Origin of the sequence: Streptomyces sp. BA2 (genome assembly GCF_009769735.1) — a bacterium.
Taxonomy (GTDB): domain Bacteria; phylum Actinomycetota; class Actinomycetes; order Streptomycetales; family Streptomycetaceae; genus Streptomyces.
On the sequence record NZ_WSRO01000002.1, the window covers coordinates 6683220 to 6707001 of the forward strand.

Genomic DNA, 23782 nt, shown 5'->3' on the forward strand with positions numbered 1-23782 from the left:
GGACCTAAAAGGAGCGAAGTGGCTAAGGTCCGGGTATACGAGCTCGCCAAGGAGTTCGGCGTAGAGAGCAAGGTCGTCATGGCCAAGCTCCAAGAACTCGGTGAATTCGTACGTTCGGCGTCCTCGACCATCGAGGCGCCCGTTGTACGCAAATTGACTGACGCATTGAACACGGGTGGTGGCAACGGCAAGGCCGCCGCCAAGCCCGGGGCGCCGCGCAAGCAGGCCGCCCCCAAGCCGCCGGCCCCCTCGGGCTCGGCGTCCCCCTCTCCCGCGCAGGCCGCCCGTCCGGGTCCGGCCGCGCCCAAGCCGCCGGCGGCCAAGCCCGCCGAAGCGGCCGACAAGCCTGCGGCCTCCCCGGCCGCTCCCGGCCCGCGTCCGGGCCCGAAGCCGCCGACGCCCAAGCCGGCGCCGGCAGCTCCGGCTGCCCCGGCCGCGCCCGCCGCGCCGGTCACCCCGGCTCCGGCCGCCCCGGAGTTCACCGCTCCGCCGGCTGCTCCGGCCGCCTCCTCGGCGCCGGCAGGCCCCCGTCCGGGCGCTCGCCCGGGTGCCCCGAAGCCCGCGGGCCGTCCGGCCCCCGGCCAGGGTGGTCAGGGTCAGGGTCAGGGCGGTCGTGGCGACCGCGGCGACCGTCAGGGTGGCGCTCCGCGTCCCGGCGGCCAGGGTGGCGCTCCGCGCCCCGGTGGCCGTCCGGCCGGACCGCGTCCGGGCAACAACCCCTTCACCTCTGGTGGCTCCACCGGCATGGCGCGCCCGCAGGCGCCCCGTCCGGGCGGCGCCCCGCGTCCCGGCGGCCAGGGTGGCCCCGGCGGTCCCGGCGGCGCCCCGCGCCCGCAGGGCCAGGGCGGCGGCCAGGGTGCTCCTCGTCCGCAGGGTCAGGGCGGCGCTCGCCCCAGCCCCGGCGGCATGCCTCGCCCGCAGGGTGGCGCACGTCCCGGCCCCGGCGGACCTGGCGGCGCTCCCGGCGGCGGCGGTAACCGTCCGAACCCGGGCATGATGCCCCAGCGTCCCGCTGCGGGCCCGCGTCCCGGTGGTGGCCCCGGCGGTGGCCGTGGTCCCGGTGGCGGCGGTCGTCCCGGCGGTGCCGGTGGCGGCGGCGGTCGTCCCGGTGGCGGCGGCTTCGCGGGTCGTCCCGGTGGCGGTGGCGGCGGTGGCTTCGCCGGTCGTCCCGGTGGTCCCGGTGGCGGTGGCGGCGGCTTCGCCGGTCGTCCCGGTGGCGGCGGCGGTCGTCCCGGCTTCGGTGGCCGTCCCGGCGGTCCCGGTGCCCGTGGTGGCACGCAGGGTGCCTTCGGCCGTCCCGGCGGGCCCGCCCGTCGTGGTCGCAAGTCGAAGCGGCAGAGGCGCCAGGAGTACGAGTCGATGCAGGCTCCGTCGGTCGGCGGCGTCATGCTGCCGCGCGGCAACGGCCAGGCGGTCCGCCTGTCCCGTGGTGCCTCGCTGACCGACTTCGCCGAGAAGATCAACGCCAACCCGGCGTCGCTCGTCGGCGTGATGATGAACCTCGGCGAGATGGTCACGGCGACGCAGTCCGTGCCGGACGAGACGCTGAAGCTGCTCGCGGACGAGATGAACTTCGTCCTCGAGATCGTCAGCCCCGAGGAGGAGGACCGCGAGCTGCTCGAGTCCTTCGACATCGAGTTCGGCGAGGACGAGGGCGACGAGGACATGCTCGTCGCGCGTCCGCCGGTCGTGACCGTCATGGGTCACGTCGACCACGGTAAGACCCGCCTTCTGGACGCGATCCGCAAGACGAACGTCATTGCGGGCGAGGCCGGCGGCATCACGCAGCACATCGGTGCGTACCAGGTCTCTTCCGAGGTCAACGGCGAAGACCGCAAGATCACCTTCATCGACACCCCCGGTCACGAGGCGTTCACCGCCATGCGTGCCCGTGGTGCGAAGTCCACCGACATCGCGATCCTCGTGGTCGCGGCGAACGACGGTGTGATGCCGCAGACGATCGAGGCGCTGAACCACGCCAAGGCGGCCGAGGTGCCGATCGTGGTCGCGGTCAACAAGATCGACGTCGAGGGTGCCGACCCGACCAAGGTGCGCGGTCAGCTCACCGAGTTCGGTCTGGTGGCCGAGGAGTACGGCGGCGACACGATGTTCGTCGACATCTCCGCCAAGCAGGGCGAGAACATCGAGGCCCTCCTGGAGGCCGTGGTCCTGACCGCGGACGCCTCGCTCGACCTGCGGGCCAACCCGGAGCAGGACGCGCAGGGTATTGCGATCGAGTCCCACCTGGACAAGGGCCGCGGCGCCGTCGCGACCGTCCTGGTCCAGCGCGGTACCCTCCGCGTCGGCGACACGATGGTGGTCGGCGACGCGTACGGCCGAGTCCGCGCGATGCTCGACGACAAGGGCGAGAACGTGGAAGAGGCGGGTCCGTCGACTCCGGTCCTCGTCCTCGGTCTCACCAACGTCCCGGGCGCCGGCGACAACTTCCTGGTCGTCGACGAGGACCGTACGGCCCGTCAGATCGCCGAGAAGCGTGCCGCCCGTGAGCGCAACGTCCGCTTCGCCCGCAAGGGTGTCCGGTTCTCCCTGGAGAACCTGGACGAGGCCCTCAAGGCCGGTCTGGTGCAGGAACTCAACCTCATCATCAAGGGCGACGCGTCCGGTTCGGTGGAGGCTCTCGAGTCCTCGCTGCTCCAGCTCGACGTCGGCGAAGAGGTCGACATCCGCGTCCTGCACCGCGGTGTGGGTGCGGTCACCGAGTCGGACATCGACCTGGCGACCGGCTCCGACGCGATCGTGATCGGCTTCAACGTCCGTGCGGCCGGTCGTGCCGCGCAGATGGCCGACCGCGAAGGTGTGGACGTCCGGTACTACTCGGTCATCTACCAGGCGATCGAAGAGATCGAAGCGGCCCTCAAGGGCATGCTCAAGCCGGAGTACGAAGAGGTCGAGCTCGGCACGGCGGAGATCCGCGAGATCTTCCGCTCGTCCAAGCTGGGCAACATCGCCGGTGTTCTTGTCCGGTCGGGCGAGGTCAAGCGCAACACCAAGGCGCGCCTCATCCGCGACGGCAAGGTCATCGCGGAGAGCCTCAACATCTCCGGTCTGCGCCGCTTCAAGGACGACGTCACCGAGATCCGCGAAGGGTTCGAGGGCGGTATCAACCTCGGCAACTTCAACGACATCAAGATCGACGACGTCATCGCGACGTACGAGATGCGCGAGAAGCCGCGAGGCTGATCACGACAGCTCGAACCGGGGCCGGTCGAGGGGAGGTAAATCCCGTCGATCGGCCCCGGCCGTTCCGTGTACGGTTCTTGTGTCCCTGCCAAGTGGTTGGCGGGGCGGAACCCGAACCGGCGGGACATCCGGGCATACATGTATGTGGGGACACTGTCCTTCGATCTGCTCCTCGGCGACGTTCGCTCGCTGAAGGAGAAACGCTCCGTCGTCCGCCCGATCGTCGCCGAACTCATGCGCAAGTACGCGGTGAGTGCGGCGGAGACCGGGAACCAGGACCTCCATCGCAGGGCCGAGATCGGCCTGGCGCTGGTCTCCGGGGAGACGGGGCACCTCACCGACGTACTGGACCGGTGCGAGCGCCTGGTGGCCGCCCGTCCCGAGGTGGAGCTGCTCTCCGTTCGACGCAGGCTCCACGGCGACGAAGACTGATTGCACAGCAAGGCGAAGAAGGAGACGGAGCAGTGGCCGACAACGCGCGGGCGAAAAGGCTGGCGGACCTCATCCGAGAGGTGGTTGCCAAGAAGCTGCAGCGCGGGATCAAGGACCCGCGGCTCGGTACGCATGTGACCATCACGGACACCCGGGTCACGGGTGACCTGCGGGAGGCGACCGTCTTCTACACGGTCTACGGGGACGACGAGGACCGCGCGGCGGCCGCCGCCGGTCTGGAGAGCGCCAAGGGCGTCCTGCGTTCCGCGGTCGGCCAGGCCGCGGGCGTGAAGTTCACCCCGAGCCTCGCCTTCGTGGCGGACGCGCTGCCGGACAACGCCAAGGCCATCGAGGACCTCCTCGACAAGGCCCGGATGTCGGACGAGAAGGTGCGCGAGGTGTCCGCGGGCGCCGAGTTCGCCGGCGGGCCCGACCCGTACCGCAAGCCCGAGGACGAGTCCGACGACGAAACGGACGGCGACGCCCGAGCATGAGCAGCACCAGCAACAAGACGCCGGACGGACTTGTCATCGTCGACAAGCCGTCCGGCTTCACTTCGCATGACGTGGTCGCCAAGATGCGCGGGATCGCCAAGACCCGCCGTGTCGGCCACGCCGGCACCCTCGACCCCATGGCGACGGGCGTTCTCGTCCTCGGCGTGGAGCGGGCGACCAAGCTCCTCGGCCATCTCGCGCTGACGGAGAAGGAGTACCTGGGGACGATCCGGCTCGGCCAGAACACCCTCACGGACGACGCCGAGGGTGAGATCACCTCGTCGGCCGATGCTTCAGGGATCAAGCGGGACGCCATCGACGCGGGCATCGCCAAGCTCTCCGGCGACATCATGCAGGTGCCGTCGAAGGTCAGCGCCATCAAGATCGACGGCAAGCGGTCGTACGCGCGAGCGCGCGAGGGCGAGGATTTCGAGATCCCCGCCCGGCCGGTGAAGATCTCCGCCTTCACCGTGTACGACGTCAGGGACGCCGTCGCCGAGGACGGCACCCCCGTCCTCGACCTGGTCGTCTCCGTGGTCTGCTCGTCGGGGACCTACATCCGCGCCCTCGCCCGCGACCTCGGCGCGGACCTCGGGGTCGGCGGTCATCTGACGGCGCTGCGGCGCACCCGTGTCGGGCCCTACAAGCTGGACGCGGCGAAGACCATCGACCAGCTCCAGGAGGAGCTGACGGTGATGCCGGTGGCGGACGCGGCCACCGCCGCGTTCCCGCGCTGGGACGTGGACGAGCGGCGGGCGAAGCTGCTGCTCAACGGCGTGCGGATCGAGATGCCGGGGGAGTACGCCGGAGTCGGCGCCGTCGCGGTCTTCGATCCCGAGGGCAGGTTCCTGGTCCTGGCCGAGGAGCTGAAGGGCAAGGCCAAGAGCCTGGCCGTCTTCGCCTGAGCCTGAGCCTCCCGTACGCGGATCTCCGTCGTGGAGCGGCGGACAGCTGTGCGTCGCGCCGCTCCACGGCGAACCCCCCCCCACCAGAGATGTATCCACTCCGGCGTGCCGATTCACCCCATCAGGCAGGCGCTCGGAGTGAACCGAGGGAGCAGAAGGGGGCGCGTTCGCGACGCGTTCTGTCCCGCTGATCACCGCCGACCTACCGTCGGAAGGACGGGGCGTCGCGGGAGGTTCGGGCATGGCGGGACAGGGCGACCCGACGGGGCTCGACGGTGGCCTCGTGCGCATCTGCGATCTGGCCGGGCGCCCGCGGGGCATGGGGTTCGCCGCCGACGACCACGGCACGGTGATCACCAGCCATGAAGCGGTCGACGGCCTCGCGCGGCTCGTGCTGCACGCGGCGGGGGAGCGCGTGTGCGTGGTGAGCGCCGATGCCGTGGTGGCCCTCCCCGAGGCCGATCTGGCCCTCGTCCGTACAGAGGGGCTCGATCTGCGCCCGCTGCCCGTCACGGTCCGCGAGACCGTTCCCGTGGGCACCTATGTACGCATCGTCGCGCGCGGCCGGCGTGAGGCGCGGGTCCTGGGTCCGGCCCCCGTCACGTACACGGCGACGGACCGCTTTCACCTTCTCGACGCGGCGATGGAACTGGCGATCGGCACGGACGGCGCAGACGCGCTGCGGCTCGGCGGCGGGGCGGCCGGCGGCCCGGTCGTCGACGCCTCGTCCGGAGCCGTGCTCGCCGTCCTCGGCACCGCGCTGCACAGTGAGCACCGCGCGGCGGGGTTCGCCGTGCCGCTGCGGGAGGCTGCCGCCGCCGATCCGGGCGGGCCGCTCGCGGAGCTCCTGGCACGCAACGCGGCGACCGTTCCCGCGTACGGCCGCGATCTGAATCTGGCGGGCGCGCTGCACCTGGCGGCGACGTCCGTGGGCTCCGACGGCCCGCGCCCCGCCCTCCTCGAACCGGTCGAACGCCCCGACACGACACGGGAGTTGGCGGACTTCACCGCCGGGCCCGCGCAGGTGCTCGGTCTGGTCGGCGACCCCGGCACCGGCCGTACGACGGAGCTCGCCGCCCTCGCCGCATGCCGCGCGCGAGGCGCCGAACCGGCACCCACGCTGTGGCTGCGCGGCGCCGACCTCCAGGGCACGGACACGGGCGTGGGCGACGCGGTGGAGCGGGCGCTGGAGCGGGCTGGGCGGATTCTGGAGGCCGCGGAGGCCTCGGAGGCCTCGGCGGAGACCGCGGAGTGCTCGCTCGCCGAGGCGGACGACGGGCTCGGGGACATCTCCGCGGGGCGGGTCGCGCGGCTCGTGCGGGACGAGGGGCGGGCGTTGCTGCTGTTGCTCGACGGCCCCGAGGAGATGCCGCCGGTCCTGGCGCACCGCCTCGCCGAGTGGAGCGGGGGGACGGCCGAGTGGCTTCGGGAGACGGGCGCGCGGCTCGTGGTCGCCTGCCGCGCGGAGTACTGGGAGCAGGCCGGGGCGCACTTTCCCGAGGAGCTCGCCCCGGGGTGTGTGCACCTGGGGGATCTGCCCGAGCGGCAGGCGCGGATCGCCCGTGCGCGGTACGGCATCCCGGACGGCGCGCTCGCCCCGGCCGACGCGCGGCATCCCCTCGCCCTGCGGCTGCTGGCCGAGGTGCGGGCGGCGCTGCCGGACGAGCCACCGCCGGGCCGCCCCGACCGGGAGGAGATCTTCGAGGCCTATCTGGACGTGCTGTGCCTGCGGGTGGCGGTGCGGCTCGCCGCGGCGAACGGGCTGCGGGGCGCGGCTGTACGGCGCCTCGCGGCGAAGGTGTCCGGGCAGGTGCACGAGGCCGCGCGGCGGTGCCTGGGGCCGGGGCAGGGGGAGCTCGACCGGGCGTCGTTCGAGGGAGTGTTCCCGTGGGCGACGGGGTGGGCCTCCGCGGTGCTCACGGAGGGGCTGCTCGTCCCCGCGGGGGGCGGGTACCGGTTCGCACACGAGGAGCTCGCGGACTGGATCCAGGGGATGCACTTGGATGTGGACGGTGCTTTGTGGTCGCTGGTCTTCCGCCACCGCGAGCCGGTGCCGGAGGCTGCCCTGCCGGTACCTCGACACCGGATCGGTCCCGTGATCCAGGCCCTGTTGCTTCTGGGCCGCCAGCGGGGGCCTGCTGAACTGGGGGCTCGGCTAGGGGACTTGGCGAGGTTCGGGGAGCCTTGCTCATCGCCCGCCGAGTCGGCCCCCGGCATCAAGGGCTGTGCCCACCCTTCCCCAAGCTCTCGGCTCCTCTCGAGCAGGGGAGACCCCAATCGCCCAGCGGGACGATTGCCCACAGCGGCGGGGACGGCGGGGCGCCCGGAGGGCGAGGGTGCCGCCTCCGTTGTGGGCAGGCGTTCCGCAGGGCGGAACGGGTGGGCACAACCCCAACCGCGGGGTGCTGATGTGGCGGGGGATGCGGGCAACGCGCCCGCGCCGCCGGATGCCGAGACACGGGGCGACGCCCAGTGGTGGGCCAGCCACCTGGTGAGGGAGACCCTGTCGCGGGTGCCCGACGCGCGGCCCTACCGGTCGTTGCTCAAGCAGCTCGCGGAGCAGGCCCGCTTCCCGGCGGGCTTCTGGACGAATCTGCCCCTCTCCGATGCCGATCGGTTCGACCTGCTGCGGGAAGCAGTGATCACCGACCCCCCGCCAGGCCCCCCGCAGGGCAGCCGCTGCCTCGACGCGGTGGCCGAACTGCTGGCGGAAGACCCCGCGAAAACGCAGCCGCAACTCACCCGCTGGTTCACCGACGAGCGCCCCCTCGAAGCCACCCCGCACGCCACCGTCGCATCGGCCGCCCAGGCCCTCCTCCACACCCACCGGCACCGCGCCATCGACGACCTCACGGAGATCCTGGTCGACTGCGCCCACCCCCGCGCCGACGAACTGCTCGCCGCCCTCGCGGAGGAGGAGCCATCGGCCATCTGCCGAGCCGTCGACCGCTGGGTCCACGACCCGCGCCCCGCACGCCATGTCGCCGCCGTCGCCTACGGCCTGCGCGCCGCCCCGCACGCCACCACGGAGGCCGACCGCAGGCTCCTGCGGTACGCGGCCTTCGCCCTGCTCGCCCGAACCGCCGACGACTCCCTGCACGGCGCCGCCCTCGCCCTCCTCGTACGCGATCCGCAGACCCGCGCACGCCACCTGCCGCCCGCCCTGAAGCGCTTCACCGCCGGTGACCCGCAGCTGCCCGCGAGCGCGCTCGTCGCCGCCCTCGACACCCACCCGGAGCAGGTCATCGCCGCCTTCCGGACCCGGCTGTACGGCCCCGGCCCCGCGCCGGGCGACGTACTGCGCGCCCTGGCCGACGTGACCGCGCCCGTGCTCGCGCGGCGGGTGGCCGATCTCGTACGCGACGTGCTGGAACTCCGCCCCGACCTCGCGGGGCACGTGGCCGCCTACCTCGATCTGCGGTTCGAGCAGGGGCCCGGCGTCCGCGCCGTACTCCTCCCGCTGGTCAAGGGTCTCCTGCGGGACCGCCCGCCGCCGGTGCGCGCCGCGCTCGCCGCGGTCGTCGCCGCCCCGGGAACCGACGCCTCGCGTGCGCTGCGCACCGAACTCCTGGACGTGCTGCTCGCCCAGGAGCGGGAGCCCGAAGTCCTGGACGCCGTGCTCTGCGCCGTGGCGGGCGGCGGTGACGGGGAAGGTGACGGGGAAAGGGATGGGCAAGGTGACGGGGAAAGGGTTCGCGATCTTGTGCGTCGCACCGGCGCGTTGCTCGTCCGCACCCCGGAGGGCGCGACCTGCTTCGACCGGCGCCTGGTCGAGCTGGCCCGCTCCGTGCCGGGCTTCTCCACGCGGGTCGCCCGGTGGATCTGCGCGGCCCCGCAGGACTGGTCCGCCCTCGTCGGTCCCAGCTCGCGCCGCATGATCGAGAACCTCGCCGGAGTACGCGTTCCGGCGTGACCCCCGCCACCCCCTCCGATGCGATCCGGATCGCGCGGGCATGGCAGTCTTAGACCTGCGCATCGGCAATGGGACGTACACACACGTACACAGGTTCGGCGAGGAGCAAAGACAGTGCAGCGCTGGCGTGGCTTGGAGGACATCCCCCAGGACTGGGGGCGCAGCGTCGTCACCATCGGTTCCTACGACGGCGTGCACCGCGGGCACCAGCTGATCATCGGCCGCGCGGTGGAGCGCGCCCGTGAGCTCGGCGTTCCCGCCGTGGTCGTCACCTTCGACCCGCACCCCTCCGAGGTCGTGCGCCCCGGCAGCCACCCGCCGCTGCTCGCCCCGCACCACCGGCGCGCCGAACTCATGGCGGATCTCGGCGTGGACGCGCTCCTCATCCTGCCGTTCACCACGGAGTTCTCGAAGCTCTCGCCGGCCGACTTCGTCGTCAAGGTCCTCGTCGACAAGCTGCACGCGTGCGTGGTCGTCGAAGGCCCCAACTTCCGCTTCGGCCACAGGGCCGCGGGCAACGTCGCCTTCCTGACCGAGCTCGGCGCCACGTACGACTACGAAGTCGATGTCATCGACCTGTTCGTGAGCGGTGAGGCCGGGGGCGGCGAGCCCTTCTCCTCCACCCTCACCCGGCGCCTGGTCGCCGAGGGCGACGTGGAGGGCGCGGCGGAGATCCTCGGCCGCCCGCACCGCGTCGAGGGCGTCGTCGTACGGGGCGCGCAGCGCGGGCGTGAACTGGGCTTCCCCACCGCCAACGTGGAGACGCTGCCGCACACCGCCATCCCCGCCGACGGCGTCTACGCGGGGTGGCTGCACGCCCAGGGCGAGGCGATGCCTGCGGCGATCTCCGTCGGGACGAACCCGCAGTTCGACGGCACGGAGCGGACCGTGGAGGCGTACGCGATCGACCGCGTGGGGCTCGACCTGTACGGGCTGCACGTGGCCGTGGACTTCCTCGCCTTCGTGCGCGGGCAGGCGAAGTTCGACTCGATCGACTCGCTGCTCGTCGCCATCGCGGATGACGTGAAGAAGGCCCGGGAGCTCATCGAGGCCGCCGAGTAGGTCTCTGCCCCGCCCTCCGTGCTTACAGGAGGTGAGGGAGGGCGACGCTGTTGACGAGCGGCCCTTCGATGGTGACCCCTTCGGTGATCAGCGGCTCGACGTGCGGCAGCGGTGGGGGGTTCACCGGCGCGAGCCCGGCCGCCGGGACCGGTGCGGCGGTGGCGATGACGGACACGGCGAGGGCGGCGAGCAGGGTGACGGTCCAAGCGCGGCGATGACGCATGCGATATCTGCTTTCTTGCTTTCTTACGGTTCTTCGGACCGCGGTGCCCGACGACCCTTTCGTATGATCGTCGGTGACTTTCCGGTCGTTCGGGGGTTAGCCACGGCGAGTGGGACGCGACCGGCGGCCCGCACACGCACGGGCCAAGGAGGCTGCTGTGAACGGCAGTTGGGTGCAGAAGACATCCCGGTGGTTGCTGGTCGCGTCGATGGCGGCAGTGCCGTCCGCCCTGTGCTCCGGCGCGGCCCACGCGGACGAGACGCACGAGAACTCGCACAACGCCCCCAGGGTCGCGCTGATCAACACCGGGCAGATCGACGATCCGCTGGAGGACGTGCTCGAGCACACCCTCAACTTCGGTGACGGCTACAGGTGGGACTGACGCGCTGAACCGCTCGCGGCCGTACCGTACTTGCGCGGGCCCCGGGGTGGCCGCGCAAGTACGTGACGATGCAGGGCTGTTCAGGTCACGGGGTCACCGCGTCACGGGGCGAGGCACGCCGCGCCCGGCACCTCCGAGGGGACGCCGGGGCTCGCCGGATCGACGAGCGAGGTGACGTCGCCGGCCGACTGCGCCAGGCAGTCGACGGTTGTCACGGGGTCCGGGACGGCGCTTGCCGGCACGGCGAGTACCCCCAGAAGTGCGACGGCCCCGAGGATCACGGCGGCGGAACGGCGCATGGAAATCTCCTTCACGTCGGTGGAGTTGAGCTGTCACGATCTGTACGTGGATCGCAACGCTCAGTGACTCCCCAGAGATCACGCCCGATACGCCCCGTATCACCCGTACGTGAAAGAGGTAACGATCCGCCGCCGCGAGACTCGGGCTGCGGCGGGACTCAGACCCCGGACGCGCCGACGTTGACCGTCGCCCAGTGGCACGCCACCTGCGTCTCGCCGCCGCCGGACAGCACCGGAAGATCCTCCGTCCGGCAACGGTCCGCCACCCCCGCCGTCTCCGCCTCTCCCGAGGCGAGAATCTGGCAGCGCGCGTGGAAGCGGCAGCCGCCCGGGATGCGCGACGGGTCCGGCGGCTCGCCCGTGAGGACCACGGGATCACCCGGAGCCTCCGGGAGCACGGACAACAGTGCCTGTGTGTACGGATGCTGAGGGGACGTCAGGACCTCCTCCACCGTCCCCGTCTCGACGATCCGGCCCAGGTACATCACCGCGACGCGGTCGGCGATGTTCCACGCCAGACCCAGGTCGTGCGTCACCACCAGCGCGGACAGGCCGAGTTCGTCGCGGAGCCTGAGCAGCAGAGCGAGGATCTCGCCGCGTACGGAGGCGTCCAGCGAGGCCACCGGCTCGTCCGCGACGATCAGTTCGGGCTCGAGGACCAGCGCGCCCGCGATGACGACGCGCTGACGCTGGCCGCCCGACAGCTCGTGCGGATAGCGCAGGAAGAACCGCTCGGGCGGCCGGAGCCCCGCCCGTGACAGGGCGTCGGCGACCGCGGCCTGCTCGTCGCCCCCGTACCCGTGGATGCGCAGGCCCTCAGCCACGGCCTCGTACACGGTGTGGCGGGGATTCAGAGACCCGCTCGGGTCCTGGAGCACGAGCTGGACGCGCTTGCGGTACGCCTTCAGGGCGCGCCCCGAGTAGCCGAGCGGCTTGCCGCCGAAGGTCACCTTGCCGGACGTGGGCGCCACCAGGCCGAGCAGGGAACGGGCCAGGGTCGTCTTGCCGCAGCCCGACTCGCCGACCAGGGCCACGATCTCGCCCGGCTTGATGTCGAGGTCGACGCCGTCCACCGCCCGCGCGGGCGGCGCGCCACGGCGGCCGGGGAACGTGATGTGCAGGTCGCCCGCCGACAGCAGCGGATCAGCGGAGGTCAGGGGGGCGTCGGTGGTCATGCGTCGCTGCTCCTCGGTGCGTGATCTGTCGGTGCTCACGGCGTACGCTCCGCCGTCGCCGGCGGGGATGTCGGCTGCGCCGGAAGCTGCGCGCCCGCGTGCACGCACGCCGCGCGATGCCGGGGGCCCGCGTCCCGCAGCGCCTGGTCCTCCGTGGTGCAGACGTCGAGGGCGACCGGGCAGCGCGGATGGAACGTGCAGCCCGTGGGGAGCAGGGACGGGTCCGGCGGGTCGCCGGGCAGGCCGCGCGGCGCGAAGCGGGACGCCGTGTCGCCGATGCGGGGGAAGGCCGCGGAGAGGGCCTTCCCGTACGGGTGCTGCGCGTTCTCGTAGACCTCGGAGGCCGGGCCCTCCTCGACGACGCGGCCCGCGTACATCACCGCGAGCCGGTCGCAGGTGTCGGAGAGCACCGCGAGGTCATGACTGATCATGATCAGGCCCAGGTCCTGCTCGGACACCAACTGCTCGATGAGGCGCAGGATCTGAGCCTGGATCATCACGTCCAGGGCCGTCGTCGGCTCATCGGCGATGATCAGGCGCGGATCGCAGGCGAGCGCCATCGCGATCATCACGCGCTGGCGCTGCCCGCCCGACAGCTCGTGCGGATACGCGTCCGCGCGGGCGGCCGGAAGCCCCACCTGTTCGAGCAGCTCCCCGGCCTTCTTCTTCGCCCCCGCCTGGGTCGCCTTCTTGTGCAGCAGGATCGGCTCGGCGATCTGGTCGCCGATGCGGTGCACGGCGTTGAGCGAGTGCATCGCGCCCTGGAAGACGATCGACGCGCCCGCCCAGCGGACCGCCCGGACCTGACCCCACTTCATGGTGAGGACGTCCTCGCCGTCGAGCAGGACCTCACCGGTCACCTTCGTGCCGGCGGGCAGCAGCCGCAGCAGCGCGAGCGCCAGCGTGGACTTGCCGCAGCCGGACTCGCCCGCGACGCCGAGCTTCTGGCCCGCGTCGACCGAGAGGTTCACGCCGCGCACCGCGGCCGCCCCGGACGCGTACGTCACTTCGAGGTTTCTCACGTCGAGGAGGCGCTGTTCCGTCGTCACCTTTGTCTCCGTCACCTTGTTCGCGCTGTTCAACGGGAGACCCCCAGCCTGGGGTTGAGCACGGACTCCACGGCGCGTCCGCACAGCGTGAACGCGAGTGCCACGACGGCGATGGCGAGTCCGGGCGGAGCGAGGTACCACCAGTTGCCCGCGCTGACCGCGCCCGCCTCGCGCGCGTCCTGGAGCAGCCCGCCCCAGGAGACGACGGTCGGGTCGCCGAGGCCCAGGAAGGCGAGCGTGGCCTCGGTGAGGATGGCGTTCGAGATGACGAGCGTGGTCTGCGCGAGCACCAGCGGCATGACGTTGGGCAGGACGTGCCGGCCCATGACGTGACCGTGGCCGCCGCCGAGCGCCTGCGCGCGTTCGATGTACGGGCGTGACTCCACGGCCAGGGTCTGGGCGCGGACGAGCCGCGCGGTCGTCGGCCAGGTCGTCACGCCGATCGCCAGGATGATCGTCCAGATGGACTTGGACATCACCGAGGCGAGCGCGATGGCGAGCACCAGCGTCGGCATCACCAGGAACCAGTCGGTGACCCGCATGATGACGGTGGAGTACCAGCCCTTGAAGTGCCCCGCGGTGATGCCCACGACCGTGCCGATGGCCACCGAGAGCACGGCCGCGAGCAGCCCGACGGTGAGTGAGATCCGCGCGCCCCACACGAGCAGGCCGAGCAGATCGCGCCCGAACTGATCTGTCCCGAGGGGGAATTCGCCGCTCGGCGACTCCATCGGCTTGCCCGGCGCGTCGGTCACGCTCTGCGCGTCCGAGCCGACCAGGAGCGGCGCGAAGACGGCGACGAGCGCGATGACGACGAGCGCGGCAAGGCCGAAGAGACCCGCCCGGTGGGTGCGGTACTCGCGCCAGAATCGGGCCACGGAGTGCCGCCTGCGGGTCCAGGCGAGCGCCCGGGGGCTCTTCGCGACCGGGACCTCGGGGACTTCGGGGACCTTGGGCTCTGTTGCTTCGGTCGTCATCGGCCCACCCTCGGGTCGAGCAGCGGATAGATCACGTCGGCCAGGGTGTTCATCAGGATCACCGCGGCGGCGAAGACGAAGAACAGGCCCTGCACGAGGGGCAGGTCGGGCACGCTGAGCGCGGCGTAGAAGAGCCCGCCGAGTCCCGGCCAGGAGAAGACGGTCTCGACGAGGATCGCGCCCGCCACGACCGTGCCGAGGTTCACGAACATCAGCGTGACGGTGGGCAGCATCGCGTTCGGGACGGCATGACGACGGCGTACGAGATCGTCCCGCAGCCCCTTGGCGCGAGCGGTGGTCAGATAGTCGCTCCCCATCTCATCGAGCAGGGACGACCGCATGACGAGGAGCGTCTGTGCGTACCCCACCGCCACCAGGGTGATGACGGGGAGCACCATGTGGTGCGCGACATCGATGACGTACGCGATGCCCGTCTCGCCACCCGATTCGAGCCCGCCGGTCGGGAAGAGCCCGGGAATCGGACCGACCCCGACCGAGAAGGTGATGATGAGGAGCAGGCCCAGCCAGAAGGACGGCACGGAGTAGAGGGTGAGCGCGAGGCCGGTGTGGAAGCGGTCCCCGAGCCCGCCGTTGCGCCAGGCCGTGCGGGTGCCGAGCCAGATGCCGATGAGGGTGTAGAGCACGAACGCGGTGCCGGTGAGCAGGAGCGTCGCGGGCAGCGCCTCGGTGATCTTCTCCATCACCGGTGTGTGGAACTGGTAGGAGGTGCCGAAGTCGCCGGTGAGCGCGTTGCCGCAGTAGTCGAGGAACTGCGTCATGACCGGCTGGTCGAGGCCGAACTCCTTGCGCATCGCGTCCAGCTGTTCGGCCGATACGCGCTTTCCGCCCGTCATCTGCTTCACCGGGTCACCCGGGATGAGCCGGAACAGGAAGAAGCTGGTGACGAGGACGGCGAACAGCGAGACGGCGGCGCCGCCCAGCTTGCCCGCCACGTACTGGAGATAGGCGCGGGTGTTGCGAGCCCGGGGGCCGCGGGCCGACGGCCCGGCGAACGCCGGATCGTCGGTCGCCGCGGCGCCCTCGGTGTCGAGCAGTGCGGGATTGCTGTCAGCGGTCATGCGTTACTCGCGGTCCTCTGCGGTCGAACGGCGGCGCAGGGCGAACAGGACTCCACCGCCGACGAGCACCACCGCGGCGGCGGCGATACCGATGATGACACCGGTCGAGCTTCCATCCTTGGAGGAACTCTTCCCATCCGCGGGCACGGCGGACCACCAGCTCCAATATCCGTCCTGGCCGTAGATGTTGCCCGCGGCCGTCGGCATGGTGGTGATGGACTTGATCTGGTCGGTGCGGTAGGCCTCGACGGCGTTCGGGTACGCGAGGATGTTCATGTACCCGGAGTCGTAGAGCCAGGACTGCATCTCCTTGACGGTCTCCGCGCGCTTGTCCGGGTCGTACTCGGCAAGCTGCTTGTTGTAGAGCTCGTCGTACTTCTTGTCGCAGATGAAGTTGTCGGTGGAGGCGCTCTCCTTGGCCTTCACCGGGAGCGCGGCGCAGGAGTGGATGCCGAGTACGAAGTCCGGGTCGGGGTTGACCGACCAGCCGTCGAACGCGAGATCGTACTCACCGGCGTACCAGGGCACGGACACGTCATCGAGGCAGTTGACCTTGAGCCCAATGCCAAGATCACCCCACCACTCCTTCAGATACTTCCCGACAGCCTTGTCGTTCGGGTCGGTGGCGTGACAGAGGATGCGGAAGTCGAGCGGCTTCCCGTCCTTGCCGACGCGCTTGCCGTCGCCGTTCTTCTTGTAGCCCGCCTCGTCGAGGAGTTGGGCGGCCTTCTTGGGGTCGTACGACAGCTTCTGGTCGGCGGAGGGCTGCCAGGCGTACTCGGAGAAGCGCGGCGGGATATACCCCTCGCCCTCGACGGCCTGGCCCTGGAAGACCTTGTCGACGAGTGCCTCGCGGTCGACGGAACGGAACAGCGCCTGACGCACCTTCTTGTCCAGGAGCGCCGGGTGGCCGTCACCGAACTTCTTGCCGTCGCGGGTCTTGGCACCGGGGTTGGTGGCGATGGCGAAGAAGCGCCGCCCAGGCCCTTCATTCACCTTCACGTTCTCCGTGCCCTTGAGCTCGGCGGCCTGCGCGGGGGTGAGGGCGGGCTGCCCGGCGACGAAGGACACCTCGCCCTTCTTCAGCGCGGCGACGGCGGCGTCCTGGTCCTTGTACGTCTTGAAGACCACTTCGTCGAACTTGGGCGCGCCGCGCCAGAAGTCCTTGTTGGCCTTCAGCTTCACGTACTGGTCGGTCTTGTAGTCCGTGAGTTCGAACGGACCGTTGCCGACCACGGGGAAGGACTTGTCGTTGTTGAACTTGGAGACGTCGTCGACCTTCTCCCACACGTGCTTCGGGACGATCGGCACGTCGAGCGCGGCCATGGTGGCCTGCGGCTTCTTGAGCTCGATGACGAGCTTGGTGGGGCTCGGCGCGGTCACCTTCTTGAAGTTGGCGACGAAGCCGGAGTTGGCGGTGGCGGTGCCTTCCTTGGACATCACCTTGTTGAACGTCCAGGCGGCGTCCTCGGCGGTGGCCTTCTTGCCGTCCGACCACTTGGAGTCGCCCCGGATGGTGTACGTCCAGGTCAGCTTGTCGGCGGAGGGCTCCCACTTGGTGGCGAAGCCCGGGATCGCGTGGTTGTCCTTGGCGTCGTAGTTCGTCAGGTACTCGTACGTCAGGCGGTGGATGCTGGTGCTGAGCAGCCGCTGGGCGAGGAAGGGACTGAGCGAGTCGACGCTCTGGGCCACCGCGACGGTGAGGGTCTTCTTGCCGTCCGCTTTGGCCTCGGCCTGTTGGGGCGCCGGGTTGAGGGGAGAGGCAAGGCCGGCGGTCAGGGCGAGGGCTCCGGCTCCGGCTACCACAAGGAGACGGGGGCGTTTTGACGCCTTGGGGGGCACCTTGGGTGACGCCTTGGGGGGCGCCTTGGTGGTGCGGCGGGACCGTGTTCTGCCGTGCTGATCTTGTGTATCCATGGGTCGGTGACCTCGCGTCATCGCTCGCGCAGAGATGGCTAGTTGATCAAGGAACGCCAGCTGGTTGATGTGTGTGTCTACCAGCGCCAGTCTGCGTCAGTCAACGGCAGGTGAACCCCATGTGGCCTGCGGAAATAACGAGTTGACCCGTATTTCATCCGCATTGGTCAAGACCTGTGAAGCGTGGCTGGTCGGGGGGTGATGGTGGGGGGAGGGGCAGGTGGGGGAGCCGCGGCGAACCGGTGCGGTTGGCCGCGCGACGACTGCCTTCGCCGTCCTGCCGCGCCGCCAGTGCTGCGGCTGCCTTCGCCCTCCTGTCGCGCCGCCCGTGCTGCGGCTGTGGGTCGCTTGCTTGCCTTGGTCCCTCGCGCGTTCCCTCCTGTCGCGCCGCCGTGCTGCGGCTGTGGGTCGCCTGCCTGCCTTGGCCCCTCGCCCGCGCCCTCCTTCTGGCGCGTCGGCATGTGCTGCCTCCGTTGTCCGCATGCCCGCCCTGGTCCCTCGCCCGCCCCCTCCCTCCGTCGCATCGGCAGTACTGTCTCCGCTGTCCGCCTGCCCGTCCTGGTCCCTTCGGTGCTTGGGCAAGGCTGCGGGGTAATCGGGTGGGTGGGCGGGAAAGTCTGTTCGTCAGCGGAACTGCGGGGCGCCGGGGCAACGGGCTGGGCCCGCACCAGGGGTTGGTGCGGGCCCAGTTGAGATCGGCGGAGGCGAAGACTACTGCTGCGGCGCCTCCGGCGCGGGAGGCTGCGGGGGCTGATACGGAGCCCCGGGCTGGAACGGCTGCCCAGGCTGAACGGGCGGAGGCACCTGCCCCGGCTGAGGCTGCCCCTGAGGCGCAGGCGCAGGCGCAGGCGACTGGTACGGCTGCCCCGGCCCCGGCCCCGCAGGCGACTGCGGAGGCGCCGCGTTCTGCCACCCCTGCGGAGCCCCCGGCTGCTGCGGATAGGGCTGCCCGCCGGGCTGCGGCTGATGCGGCTGCGGCTGCGGCTGGGGAGCGTACGGCTGCTGAGGTGCCTGCCCAGGCTGAGGCGCCTGCCCCCCGTACGGCTGCTGCTGCCCGGGATACCCCCCCTGCCCCGGCAGGGGCGGAGCCACGACGGGCGGCGGATTCCCATCCGAAGTCCACAGCCCCTGCTGCTGCTGAGCCCGCACAAAGTCCTCCGCAACCATCGCGGAGAGATTGAAGTACGCCTCCCGCACCTTCGGCCGCATCATGTCGAGATCAACCTCGGCACCAGCAGCAAGATGCTCATCGAACGGAATGACGACAACGCCCCGGCATCGCGTCTCGAAGTGCGACACGATGTCGTCGACCTTGATCATCTTCCCGGTCTCACGCACCCCGGAGATGACAGTGATTGACCGCGAAACAAGGTCGGCGTACCCATGCGCGGACAACCAGTCCAAGGTCGTCGACGCACTACTGGCGCCATCCACAGACGGCGTAGAGATGATGATCAGCTGATCGGCAAGATCGAGAACACCCCGCATGGCGCTGTAGAGCAGCCCCGTACCGGAGTCGGTCAGGATGATCGGGTACTGCTTCCCGAGCACATCGATCGCACGCCGATAGTCCTCGTCGTTGAAGGTCGTCGAGACGGCCGGATCGACGTCATTGGCGATGATCTCGAGCCCGGACGCGGCCTGCGAGGTGAAGCGCCGGATGTCCATGTACGAGTTGAGGTACGGGATCGCCTGCACGAGGTCACGGATGGTGGCCCCGGTCTCGCGGCGTACGCGGCGCCCGAGCGTACCGGCGTCGGGGTTGGCGTCGATGGCAAGGATCTTGTCCTGCCGCTCGGTGGCGAGCGTAGAGCCGAGAGCGGTAGTGGTGGTGGTCTTCCCGACGCCACCCTTCAAACTGATGACGGCGATGCGATAGCAGGACAGCACCGGAGTCCGGATCAGCTCCAACTTCCGCTGCCGCTCGGCCTCTTCCTTCTTGCCGCCGAGCTTGAAGCGAGAACCACCGGTAGCGGGCCGACTGCTCTTGGCCTTCGGCTTGGTGTTGCGCAGCAGCCGGTCGGAGGACAGCTCGACGGCAGCGGTGTAACCGAGCGGCGCCCCTGGGTTGGTCCGCTCCCGCTGATCATGCTGCACGGCCTGCGGCCAGGCGGCACCGGTGCGGGGGTCGATGGGCGGCTGAGCCTGAGCCGGGGGCTGGGCCTGCGGCTGCGGTTGAGGCTGAGCGTGGGGCTGCTGCTCAGCCTGCGGCTGCACGGGAGCAGGCGGCTGCTGCTGCGGCTGCGGCATAGCCTGAGGCGTCGGCTGCTGCTGAGCAACAGCGGGAGGCAGCGGCTGCTGGGCCTGGGGCGCGGGCGGCTGGGGGAACCCATAACTGCCCTGCGGTGCAGGGGAGTTGGGGTTGACCGGCGCGGGCGCACCCTGCTGCGGGAACCCATAACCACTCGGCGGAACGGGAGCGCCACCCTGCTGCGGGAACCCGTACCCGGCGGGTGGAGCAGGAGCTTCGGGAGCGGGGGCCGGAGCCGGCGCGGGCGCGCCCTGCTGCGGGAACCCATACCCGGCGGGCGGAGCTGGCGCTGCGGGAGCCGGTGCCGGTGCAGGCGTCCCGGGAGCCGGAGCCGGAGCCGGGGCGGGAGCGGGCGCACCGGCCTGCGGGAACTCGTACCCACCGGGAGGAGCCGACGCGTCGGCAACCGGCGGAGTGGGCGCGACCGGTGAGGGAGCCACGGGCCCGGTGGGTGAGGGCCAAGCAGGCGGCGTGGTCTGCGGAGACTGCTGCTGTACGGGCGCAGGCGTGGGCTCAGCCTGCTGCGGCACGGGCTCGGCAGCTGGCGTCGGCTCCGCAGCCGGCGGAGCCGAGGCCTGGCCGGGCACGGGCCACTGCGGCGCCGAGGTAGGCGCGGCGGGCTGGAAGGCGGGCGGCAGCGGCGGAAGCCCACCGTTCGGCGCGGGCGGCGGAGTCCAGGAGGGCGGAACGGAGTCCTGCACCTCATCGACGGCCGCGGCAGGCACGGCGTCCTGAGGAGCGGCGTCCTGAGGAGCGGGTTCCTGCGGAGCGGCGTCCCGGATCTCGTCAGCGACATCACCAGAGTCGCCGGAGTCCTCGACGTCATCATCCGAATCAGCAGAGTCCGAATGAGCAGAGACAGAAACGCCCCCGTCCGACTCATCCGCGTCCACGGACTCCCCAACAGGCTCACCAGAAGGCGGCGCACCGTCACCGTGGCCGTCACCGAAGGAGAGTCCGGCTGCGGCCAGAAGAGACGACTCAGGCTGCTCATCACCGAGGCCAAGGTCAGCCTCATCCGACTCATCTGTGCCCGAGGGCTCCGAAGACCCCAAGGATTCCTCAGGCTCGGAGGGCTCTGAGGGCTCGGAGGGCTCTGAGGGCTCAGAGGGGGAACTGGAACCGGCGGCCCGCTCCTCGATCTCCCGCTTGAGGGCGGCAGAGGAGAACCGCATGGTGGCGCCACTCTCCAGATCGCCACTGCTATCGGCAACGGGCTCAACCACAGCGGAGGGCGTGGAAGCAGGTTCCACCTCAGCCTCAGCCTCGTCCTCAGCCGCAGGCCTAGGAACAACACCAGTCACATGCACGGAGGAGGCGACACCGGCAACGGCACCACTCCAGTCAGAGGCACCCGCACCCCCTGCAGGCGAACGACTCTCAGACTCGGCAGGAGCAGGATCCTCAGAGGGAACCGGCGCCGGAGCAACAGGCGCCGGAGCAACCGGCGCAGCCCAATCAGCCCGCGGCTGGAACCCGCCGCCCACAGGCAGCTTCGGCACAACGGCAGGCGGCCCGACAGGCGGAGACTGCGGAGCCGGAGGCTCAGGAGCAGCCGGAGGCTCAGGAGCAGCGGGAGGCTCAGGAGCAGCGGGAGGCTCCGCAGCAGCCGAAGGCGAAGAAACCGGCGGAGACGAAGGCGAGGAAGGTGACGAAGACGGCACAGGCGAAGCCGAAGGAGTCTCCCCCGCACTGCCGGACGCGTTCTGCGTGTACCAGGCAGGAGGGGCGTAGTCGATGGTGAACTCGCCCGTAGTCTCGGCAGCGGACTCCGCGTCGGACTGATCATCGACGGGTGAATCCCAGCCCCCGCGGATCTCGTCCCGATCGCTGTTCACAATGCCTCCTGGTGTGGTCGAGCACCCTCGTGCCGTGGTGGGGGGCGACCGTTCCTGTCGTCCGATCCGCCTTGGCTCTCCCCGTGATGGACGCGAACCACCCACTCGCGGGTTCTGGCGTCGCGCCCAGTCCCAGCCTAATCACCAAAACCACGAGCACGGCAGGGCAGCCCACCCCACGAATACTGTCCTCTCCGTCACGCTCCCCACGGGAGTGATCCACGTATCCAAAACCGTGACGGACAAATCAACCAACAAGCATCGAATGCCTGCTAATTCGCATGGTCAACCGACACCGACCCTCCGCTCAGTCCATCCTCCGCGCCGTACCCAACAATCCGGTCTCGGCGTCTGTGGGCTGCGTCATCACGTACTGCCGGTCACGATCGGCACACCACAACGTGACCCCGTCGGCAAGCGTCGGCAATGCCTCGACATCACCGCGCGGCAGCCCCACGGACCGCCCGATCTGAACCGCCTCATCCGGTGAGACCCGCTGCACGCCGACGAGCCGGGCCTGTCGAATCAGCCGGGGCGCGACCGGACTCAGATAGGGCAGCAGCGTCAGGACTGATTGCCAGGGCCCGGAGACCACCCGCCCCCGCGGCGGCCGCATCCCGCAGTCGCGCACCACGAGGACCGGACTTCCCGCCGACGCACCCTGCGGGGGAACGCGCCCCACTTCATGCACGGACATACCGCTCGGCCCGACGCCGAGGGCCGCTACGAGCTGCGCCCAGGCCGCTGCCCGACCGGTCTCCACGGCCACCCGCGCCCCCGTCGCGGCTGCCCGCAGCGCGATGACCTGCGCTGTCCACAACCCTCCGATGAGCAGCACGTCGTACGGAGTGGGCCGGTTGACGCCGAGTACCGAGGGCTGGCCCTGTGCGTCCACACCGATCACGACGCCATCGTCACCAATGGGCAACGCAAGCGCGTCCACCTGCTCGGCGGAGAGCGCGTGGCGACGATGCCGAGGCCCGAGCAGACCGAATCCACTGCGCAGCGCCGTGCGGAACGTGTTGCCCGGACCGGACGACGGCGGCGTGGCTGGCGTGGCTGGGGCAGTCGGATTCGTGACGGTCATCAGCGGGCACCTCCGAGCGGCAGAGTGGCGAGCATCCCGGGCACCTGCTCGCGATCGAGTCGGACCAACCCCGTACCGGCCTGCCGCGCCCCTTGCTCCAACGCCTGCCGAGCCGCTTCGAGTTCGGAGTCACTGCGTCCGGTCACCCGAACGTGCCCGCACAGCGACACTTCCTTCCGTTCCCCTTGGCGCAGGGTGAGGCTGAACGTCGTGGCCAGCGTAGGAACCGCGGTGAGCAGCGCGACGAGCTGCGGCAGCGACGGACCGCCCGCGTTCCCCAACTGTGGCCAGCGCCGGACCCAGTAGGTCGTATGACGGCGGTTGTCGCAGCGCCACGCGCGTGCGGATTCCTCCGTCCTGCGCTCCGGCAGCTCGGTCCGCCCGGCCTCCGCCGTGACGAGAGGATTGGCGCCCACCGAAGTGGCGATGGCGGCGGCCAACTGCTCCTCGGTCAGTGCTGTGGCACGGAAGCCGGCGCCCGTCAGCCGGCTTGCCAGCTGGTCCATGGCACGCACCACACACTTCTGGGCCCCTACGAGGCCGCCTCCGCGCGCCGCCACCGCCTCGGGGCAGAGCTCGGGATCGAGCTTCAGCGCAACCCATGTGATCCGTACGGCGGGTGCGCCGGTCTGAGCCTGAAGGGGCGCGTAGTTGCTGACGGCCACGGACTGCTGGGGGAGATGCAGTGCGGGTGCCGGCTGGGCGTGCTGCACGATCTGCGCCGACTCGAGCCGGATGCCGTCCACCTCCAGGGCATCCCGCACGAGCCCAACCGGCAGCGGCTGCCGCCCGCGCTCGGCCCGCAACGCGGTGGCATCCGACTCGACTTGGAGCACAGCGGTCACGAACGTCCCGTCACCGACCATCCCCACCTGTCGCCGGTCCCGGTCCGCGTAGGCATATGTGCGCAAGGCCGGGTCGCACTCGACGGCCGGGGCGAACGCAGGCTCCGTACCCGGCGGTATCGGGGCGCTCAGCGCTCGCCGTTTGCGTGCTCGCAACGCCTGCGCGGTACCGAGCCATTCGGGCCATGCGCGGCCACGACGGCGTACGACAGCGAGCAGCACCAGCACGGCTGCGACGACAACGGTCGGCACGACGGCCAGCGGATCGACCACCCATGCGGTCAGCAGAAGGGCCGCAGCGATTTCGATCAACACAAGCCGTTGCAAGCGAAACGACCCGAACTGCGCTGAGCGTGACCGGAGATGGAAGGCAACGGCACCTCGGCCAGACGCCGCGCCGCCACCAACGGGCTCTGCCTGCCCCGGGCTCCCGGACCCTGACGGCCCCCGAGCTCCGGTCCGCGCTGCGGAAGCCATCAGTCCAACCCCCCGTAAATCTCCCGAATCCCCCTGGTGGTCAAGGAACATGCACCCCAGGAGTGCCTGGGAACCTTACCCACCCCACACGCGCGATTACTCAACAGGCATAGTAGGGGCCGGGTCTGACAACGGAGGGTGGGGGTCGCGTGCCCCCGGCGCTGCACGGGGGAGAA

17 protein-coding genes are annotated in these 23782 nt (G+C 70.8%); 7 read left to right on the forward strand and 10 right to left on the reverse strand.

Annotated features, from left to right (window positions below):
- Window positions 1-18: 18 nt before the first annotated feature.
- From infB to E5671_RS33055, 6 genes are all read left to right on the forward strand, one after another.
- Window positions 19-3201, forward strand: coding sequence for a translation initiation factor IF-2 (infB, locus tag E5671_RS33030; RefSeq protein WP_160507521.1), 3183 nt, complete (start codon window positions 19-21; stop codon window positions 3199-3201).
- A gap of 138 nt (window positions 3202-3339) precedes the next feature.
- Window positions 3340-3633: a DUF503 domain-containing protein gene (locus tag E5671_RS33035; protein WP_160507522.1), complete on the forward strand. Its 294-nt coding sequence runs from the start codon at window positions 3340-3342 to the stop codon at window positions 3631-3633.
- 32 nt (window positions 3634-3665) lie between these two features.
- Window positions 3666-4127 carry a 30S ribosome-binding factor RbfA gene (gene rbfA, locus E5671_RS33040; protein WP_160507523.1) on the forward strand — a complete coding sequence of 154 codons (462 nt, stop codon included), beginning with the start codon at window positions 3666-3668 and terminating at the stop codon, window positions 4125-4127.
- Complete coding sequence (gene truB, locus E5671_RS33045) at window positions 4124-5032, forward strand: tRNA pseudouridine(55) synthase TruB (protein ID WP_160507524.1); 909 nt, start codon at window positions 4124-4126, stop codon at window positions 5030-5032. Before rbfA ends, truB begins: the two co-directional genes overlap by 4 nt.
- A 241-nt stretch (window positions 5033-5273) precedes the next feature.
- Window positions 5274-8945 (forward strand): serine protease, encoded by a 3672-nt coding sequence (locus E5671_RS46520; RefSeq protein ID WP_237330279.1) that lies wholly within the window; start codon window positions 5274-5276, stop codon window positions 8943-8945.
- A gap of 114 nt (window positions 8946-9059) precedes the next feature.
- Window positions 9060-10007, forward strand: a complete 948-nt coding sequence (locus tag E5671_RS33055) for a bifunctional riboflavin kinase/FAD synthetase (RefSeq protein ID WP_160507525.1) — start codon at window positions 9060-9062, stop codon at window positions 10005-10007.
- Between the two features lie 22 nt (window positions 10008-10029).
- Here the strand turns inward: E5671_RS33055 and E5671_RS33060 are convergent, their stop codons facing one another.
- Window positions 10030-10230 carry a hypothetical protein gene (locus tag E5671_RS33060; protein ID WP_160507526.1) on the reverse strand — a complete coding sequence of 67 codons (201 nt, stop codon included), beginning with the start codon at window positions 10228-10230 and terminating at the stop codon, window positions 10030-10032.
- A 157-nt stretch (window positions 10231-10387) separates the two neighbouring features.
- On the opposite strand from E5671_RS33060, the gene E5671_RS33065 reads away from it, so the two are divergent.
- Window positions 10388-10612, forward strand: a complete 225-nt coding sequence (locus E5671_RS33065; protein WP_160507527.1) for a hypothetical protein — start codon at window positions 10388-10390, stop codon at window positions 10610-10612.
- Window positions 10613-10713: 101 nt separating this feature from the next.
- Here the strand turns inward: E5671_RS33065 and E5671_RS33070 are convergent, their stop codons facing one another.
- The 9 genes from E5671_RS33070 to eccE form a co-directional block, all read right to left on the reverse strand.
- Window positions 10714-10911: a hypothetical protein gene (locus E5671_RS33070; RefSeq protein ID WP_160507528.1), complete on the reverse strand. Its 198-nt coding sequence runs from the start codon at window positions 10909-10911 to the stop codon at window positions 10714-10716.
- Between the two features lie 158 nt (window positions 10912-11069).
- The gene (locus E5671_RS33075) at window positions 11070-12086 is read right to left on the reverse strand and encodes an oligopeptide/dipeptide ABC transporter ATP-binding protein (protein WP_160507529.1); all 1017 of its coding nucleotides are present in this window, start codon (window positions 12084-12086) and stop codon (window positions 11070-11072) included.
- 35 nt (window positions 12087-12121) lie between these two features.
- Window positions 12122-13276, reverse strand: a complete 1155-nt coding sequence (locus tag E5671_RS33080) for an ABC transporter ATP-binding protein (RefSeq protein ID WP_443032728.1) — start codon at window positions 13274-13276, stop codon at window positions 12122-12124.
- A complete protein-coding gene (locus E5671_RS33085; protein WP_160507531.1) occupies window positions 13165-14112 on the reverse strand; it encodes an ABC transporter permease in 948 nt (315 codons plus the stop codon). The genes E5671_RS33080 and E5671_RS33085 overlap by 112 nt, the downstream gene beginning before the upstream one ends.
- The gene (locus tag E5671_RS33090) at window positions 14109-15191 is read right to left on the reverse strand and encodes an ABC transporter permease (protein WP_160507532.1); all 1083 of its coding nucleotides are present in this window, start codon (window positions 15189-15191) and stop codon (window positions 14109-14111) included. Before E5671_RS33090 ends, E5671_RS33085 begins: the two co-directional genes overlap by 4 nt.
- 3 nt (window positions 15192-15194) lie before the next feature.
- The gene (locus E5671_RS33095) at window positions 15195-17108 is read right to left on the reverse strand and encodes an ABC transporter substrate-binding protein (RefSeq protein WP_160507533.1); all 1914 of its coding nucleotides are present in this window, start codon (window positions 17106-17108) and stop codon (window positions 15195-15197) included.
- A 711-nt stretch (window positions 17109-17819) separates the two neighbouring features.
- Complete coding sequence (locus E5671_RS33100) at window positions 17820-21197, reverse strand: SCO5717 family growth-regulating ATPase (RefSeq protein ID WP_160507534.1); 3378 nt, start codon at window positions 21195-21197, stop codon at window positions 17820-17822.
- Between the two features lie 307 nt (window positions 21198-21504).
- Window positions 21505-22284 (reverse strand): hypothetical protein, encoded by a 780-nt coding sequence (locus tag E5671_RS33105; protein ID WP_160507535.1) that lies wholly within the window; start codon window positions 22282-22284, stop codon window positions 21505-21507.
- The gene (eccE, locus tag E5671_RS33110) at window positions 22284-23606 is read right to left on the reverse strand and encodes a type VII secretion protein EccE (RefSeq protein WP_202121355.1); all 1323 of its coding nucleotides are present in this window, start codon (window positions 23604-23606) and stop codon (window positions 22284-22286) included. The genes E5671_RS33105 and eccE overlap by 1 nt, the downstream gene beginning before the upstream one ends.
- Between the last annotated feature and the right edge of the window lie 176 nt (window positions 23607-23782).

Excerpts from the sequence above, each read along its gene's own strand:
- eccE (WP_202121355.1), bottom strand. The coding sequence starts at position 23,606 with ATGGCTTCCGCAGCGCGGACCGGAGCTCGGGGGCCGTCAGGGTCCGGG.
- E5671_RS33035 (WP_160507522.1), top strand. The coding sequence starts at position 3,340 with ATGTATGTGGGGACACTGTCCTTCGATCTGCTCCTCGGCGACGTTCGC.
- E5671_RS33060 (WP_160507526.1), bottom strand. The coding sequence starts at position 10,230 with ATGCGTCATCGCCGCGCTTGGACCGTCACCCTGCTCGCCGCCCTCGCC.
- E5671_RS33075 (WP_160507529.1), bottom strand. The coding sequence starts at position 12,086 with ATGACCACCGACGCCCCCCTGACCTCCGCTGATCCGCTGCTGTCGGCG.
- E5671_RS46520 (WP_237330279.1), top strand. The coding sequence starts at position 5,274 with ATGGCGGGACAGGGCGACCCGACGGGGCTCGACGGTGGCCTCGTGCGC.
- E5671_RS33090 (WP_160507532.1), bottom strand. The coding sequence starts at position 15,191 with ATGACCGCTGACAGCAATCCCGCACTGCTCGACACCGAGGGCGCCGCG.
- E5671_RS33070 (WP_160507528.1), bottom strand. The coding sequence starts at position 10,911 with ATGCGCCGTTCCGCCGCCGTGATCCTCGGGGCCGTCGCACTTCTGGGG.
- E5671_RS33105 (WP_160507535.1), bottom strand. The coding sequence starts at position 22,284 with ATGACCGTCACGAATCCGACTGCCCCAGCCACGCCAGCCACGCCGCCG.
- E5671_RS33085 (WP_160507531.1), bottom strand. The coding sequence starts at position 14,112 with ATGACGACCGAAGCAACAGAGCCCAAGGTCCCCGAAGTCCCCGAGGTC.
- truB (WP_160507524.1), top strand. The coding sequence starts at position 4,124 with ATGAGCAGCACCAGCAACAAGACGCCGGACGGACTTGTCATCGTCGAC.
- E5671_RS33095 (WP_160507533.1), bottom strand. The coding sequence starts at position 17,108 with ATGGATACACAAGATCAGCACGGCAGAACACGGTCCCGCCGCACCACC.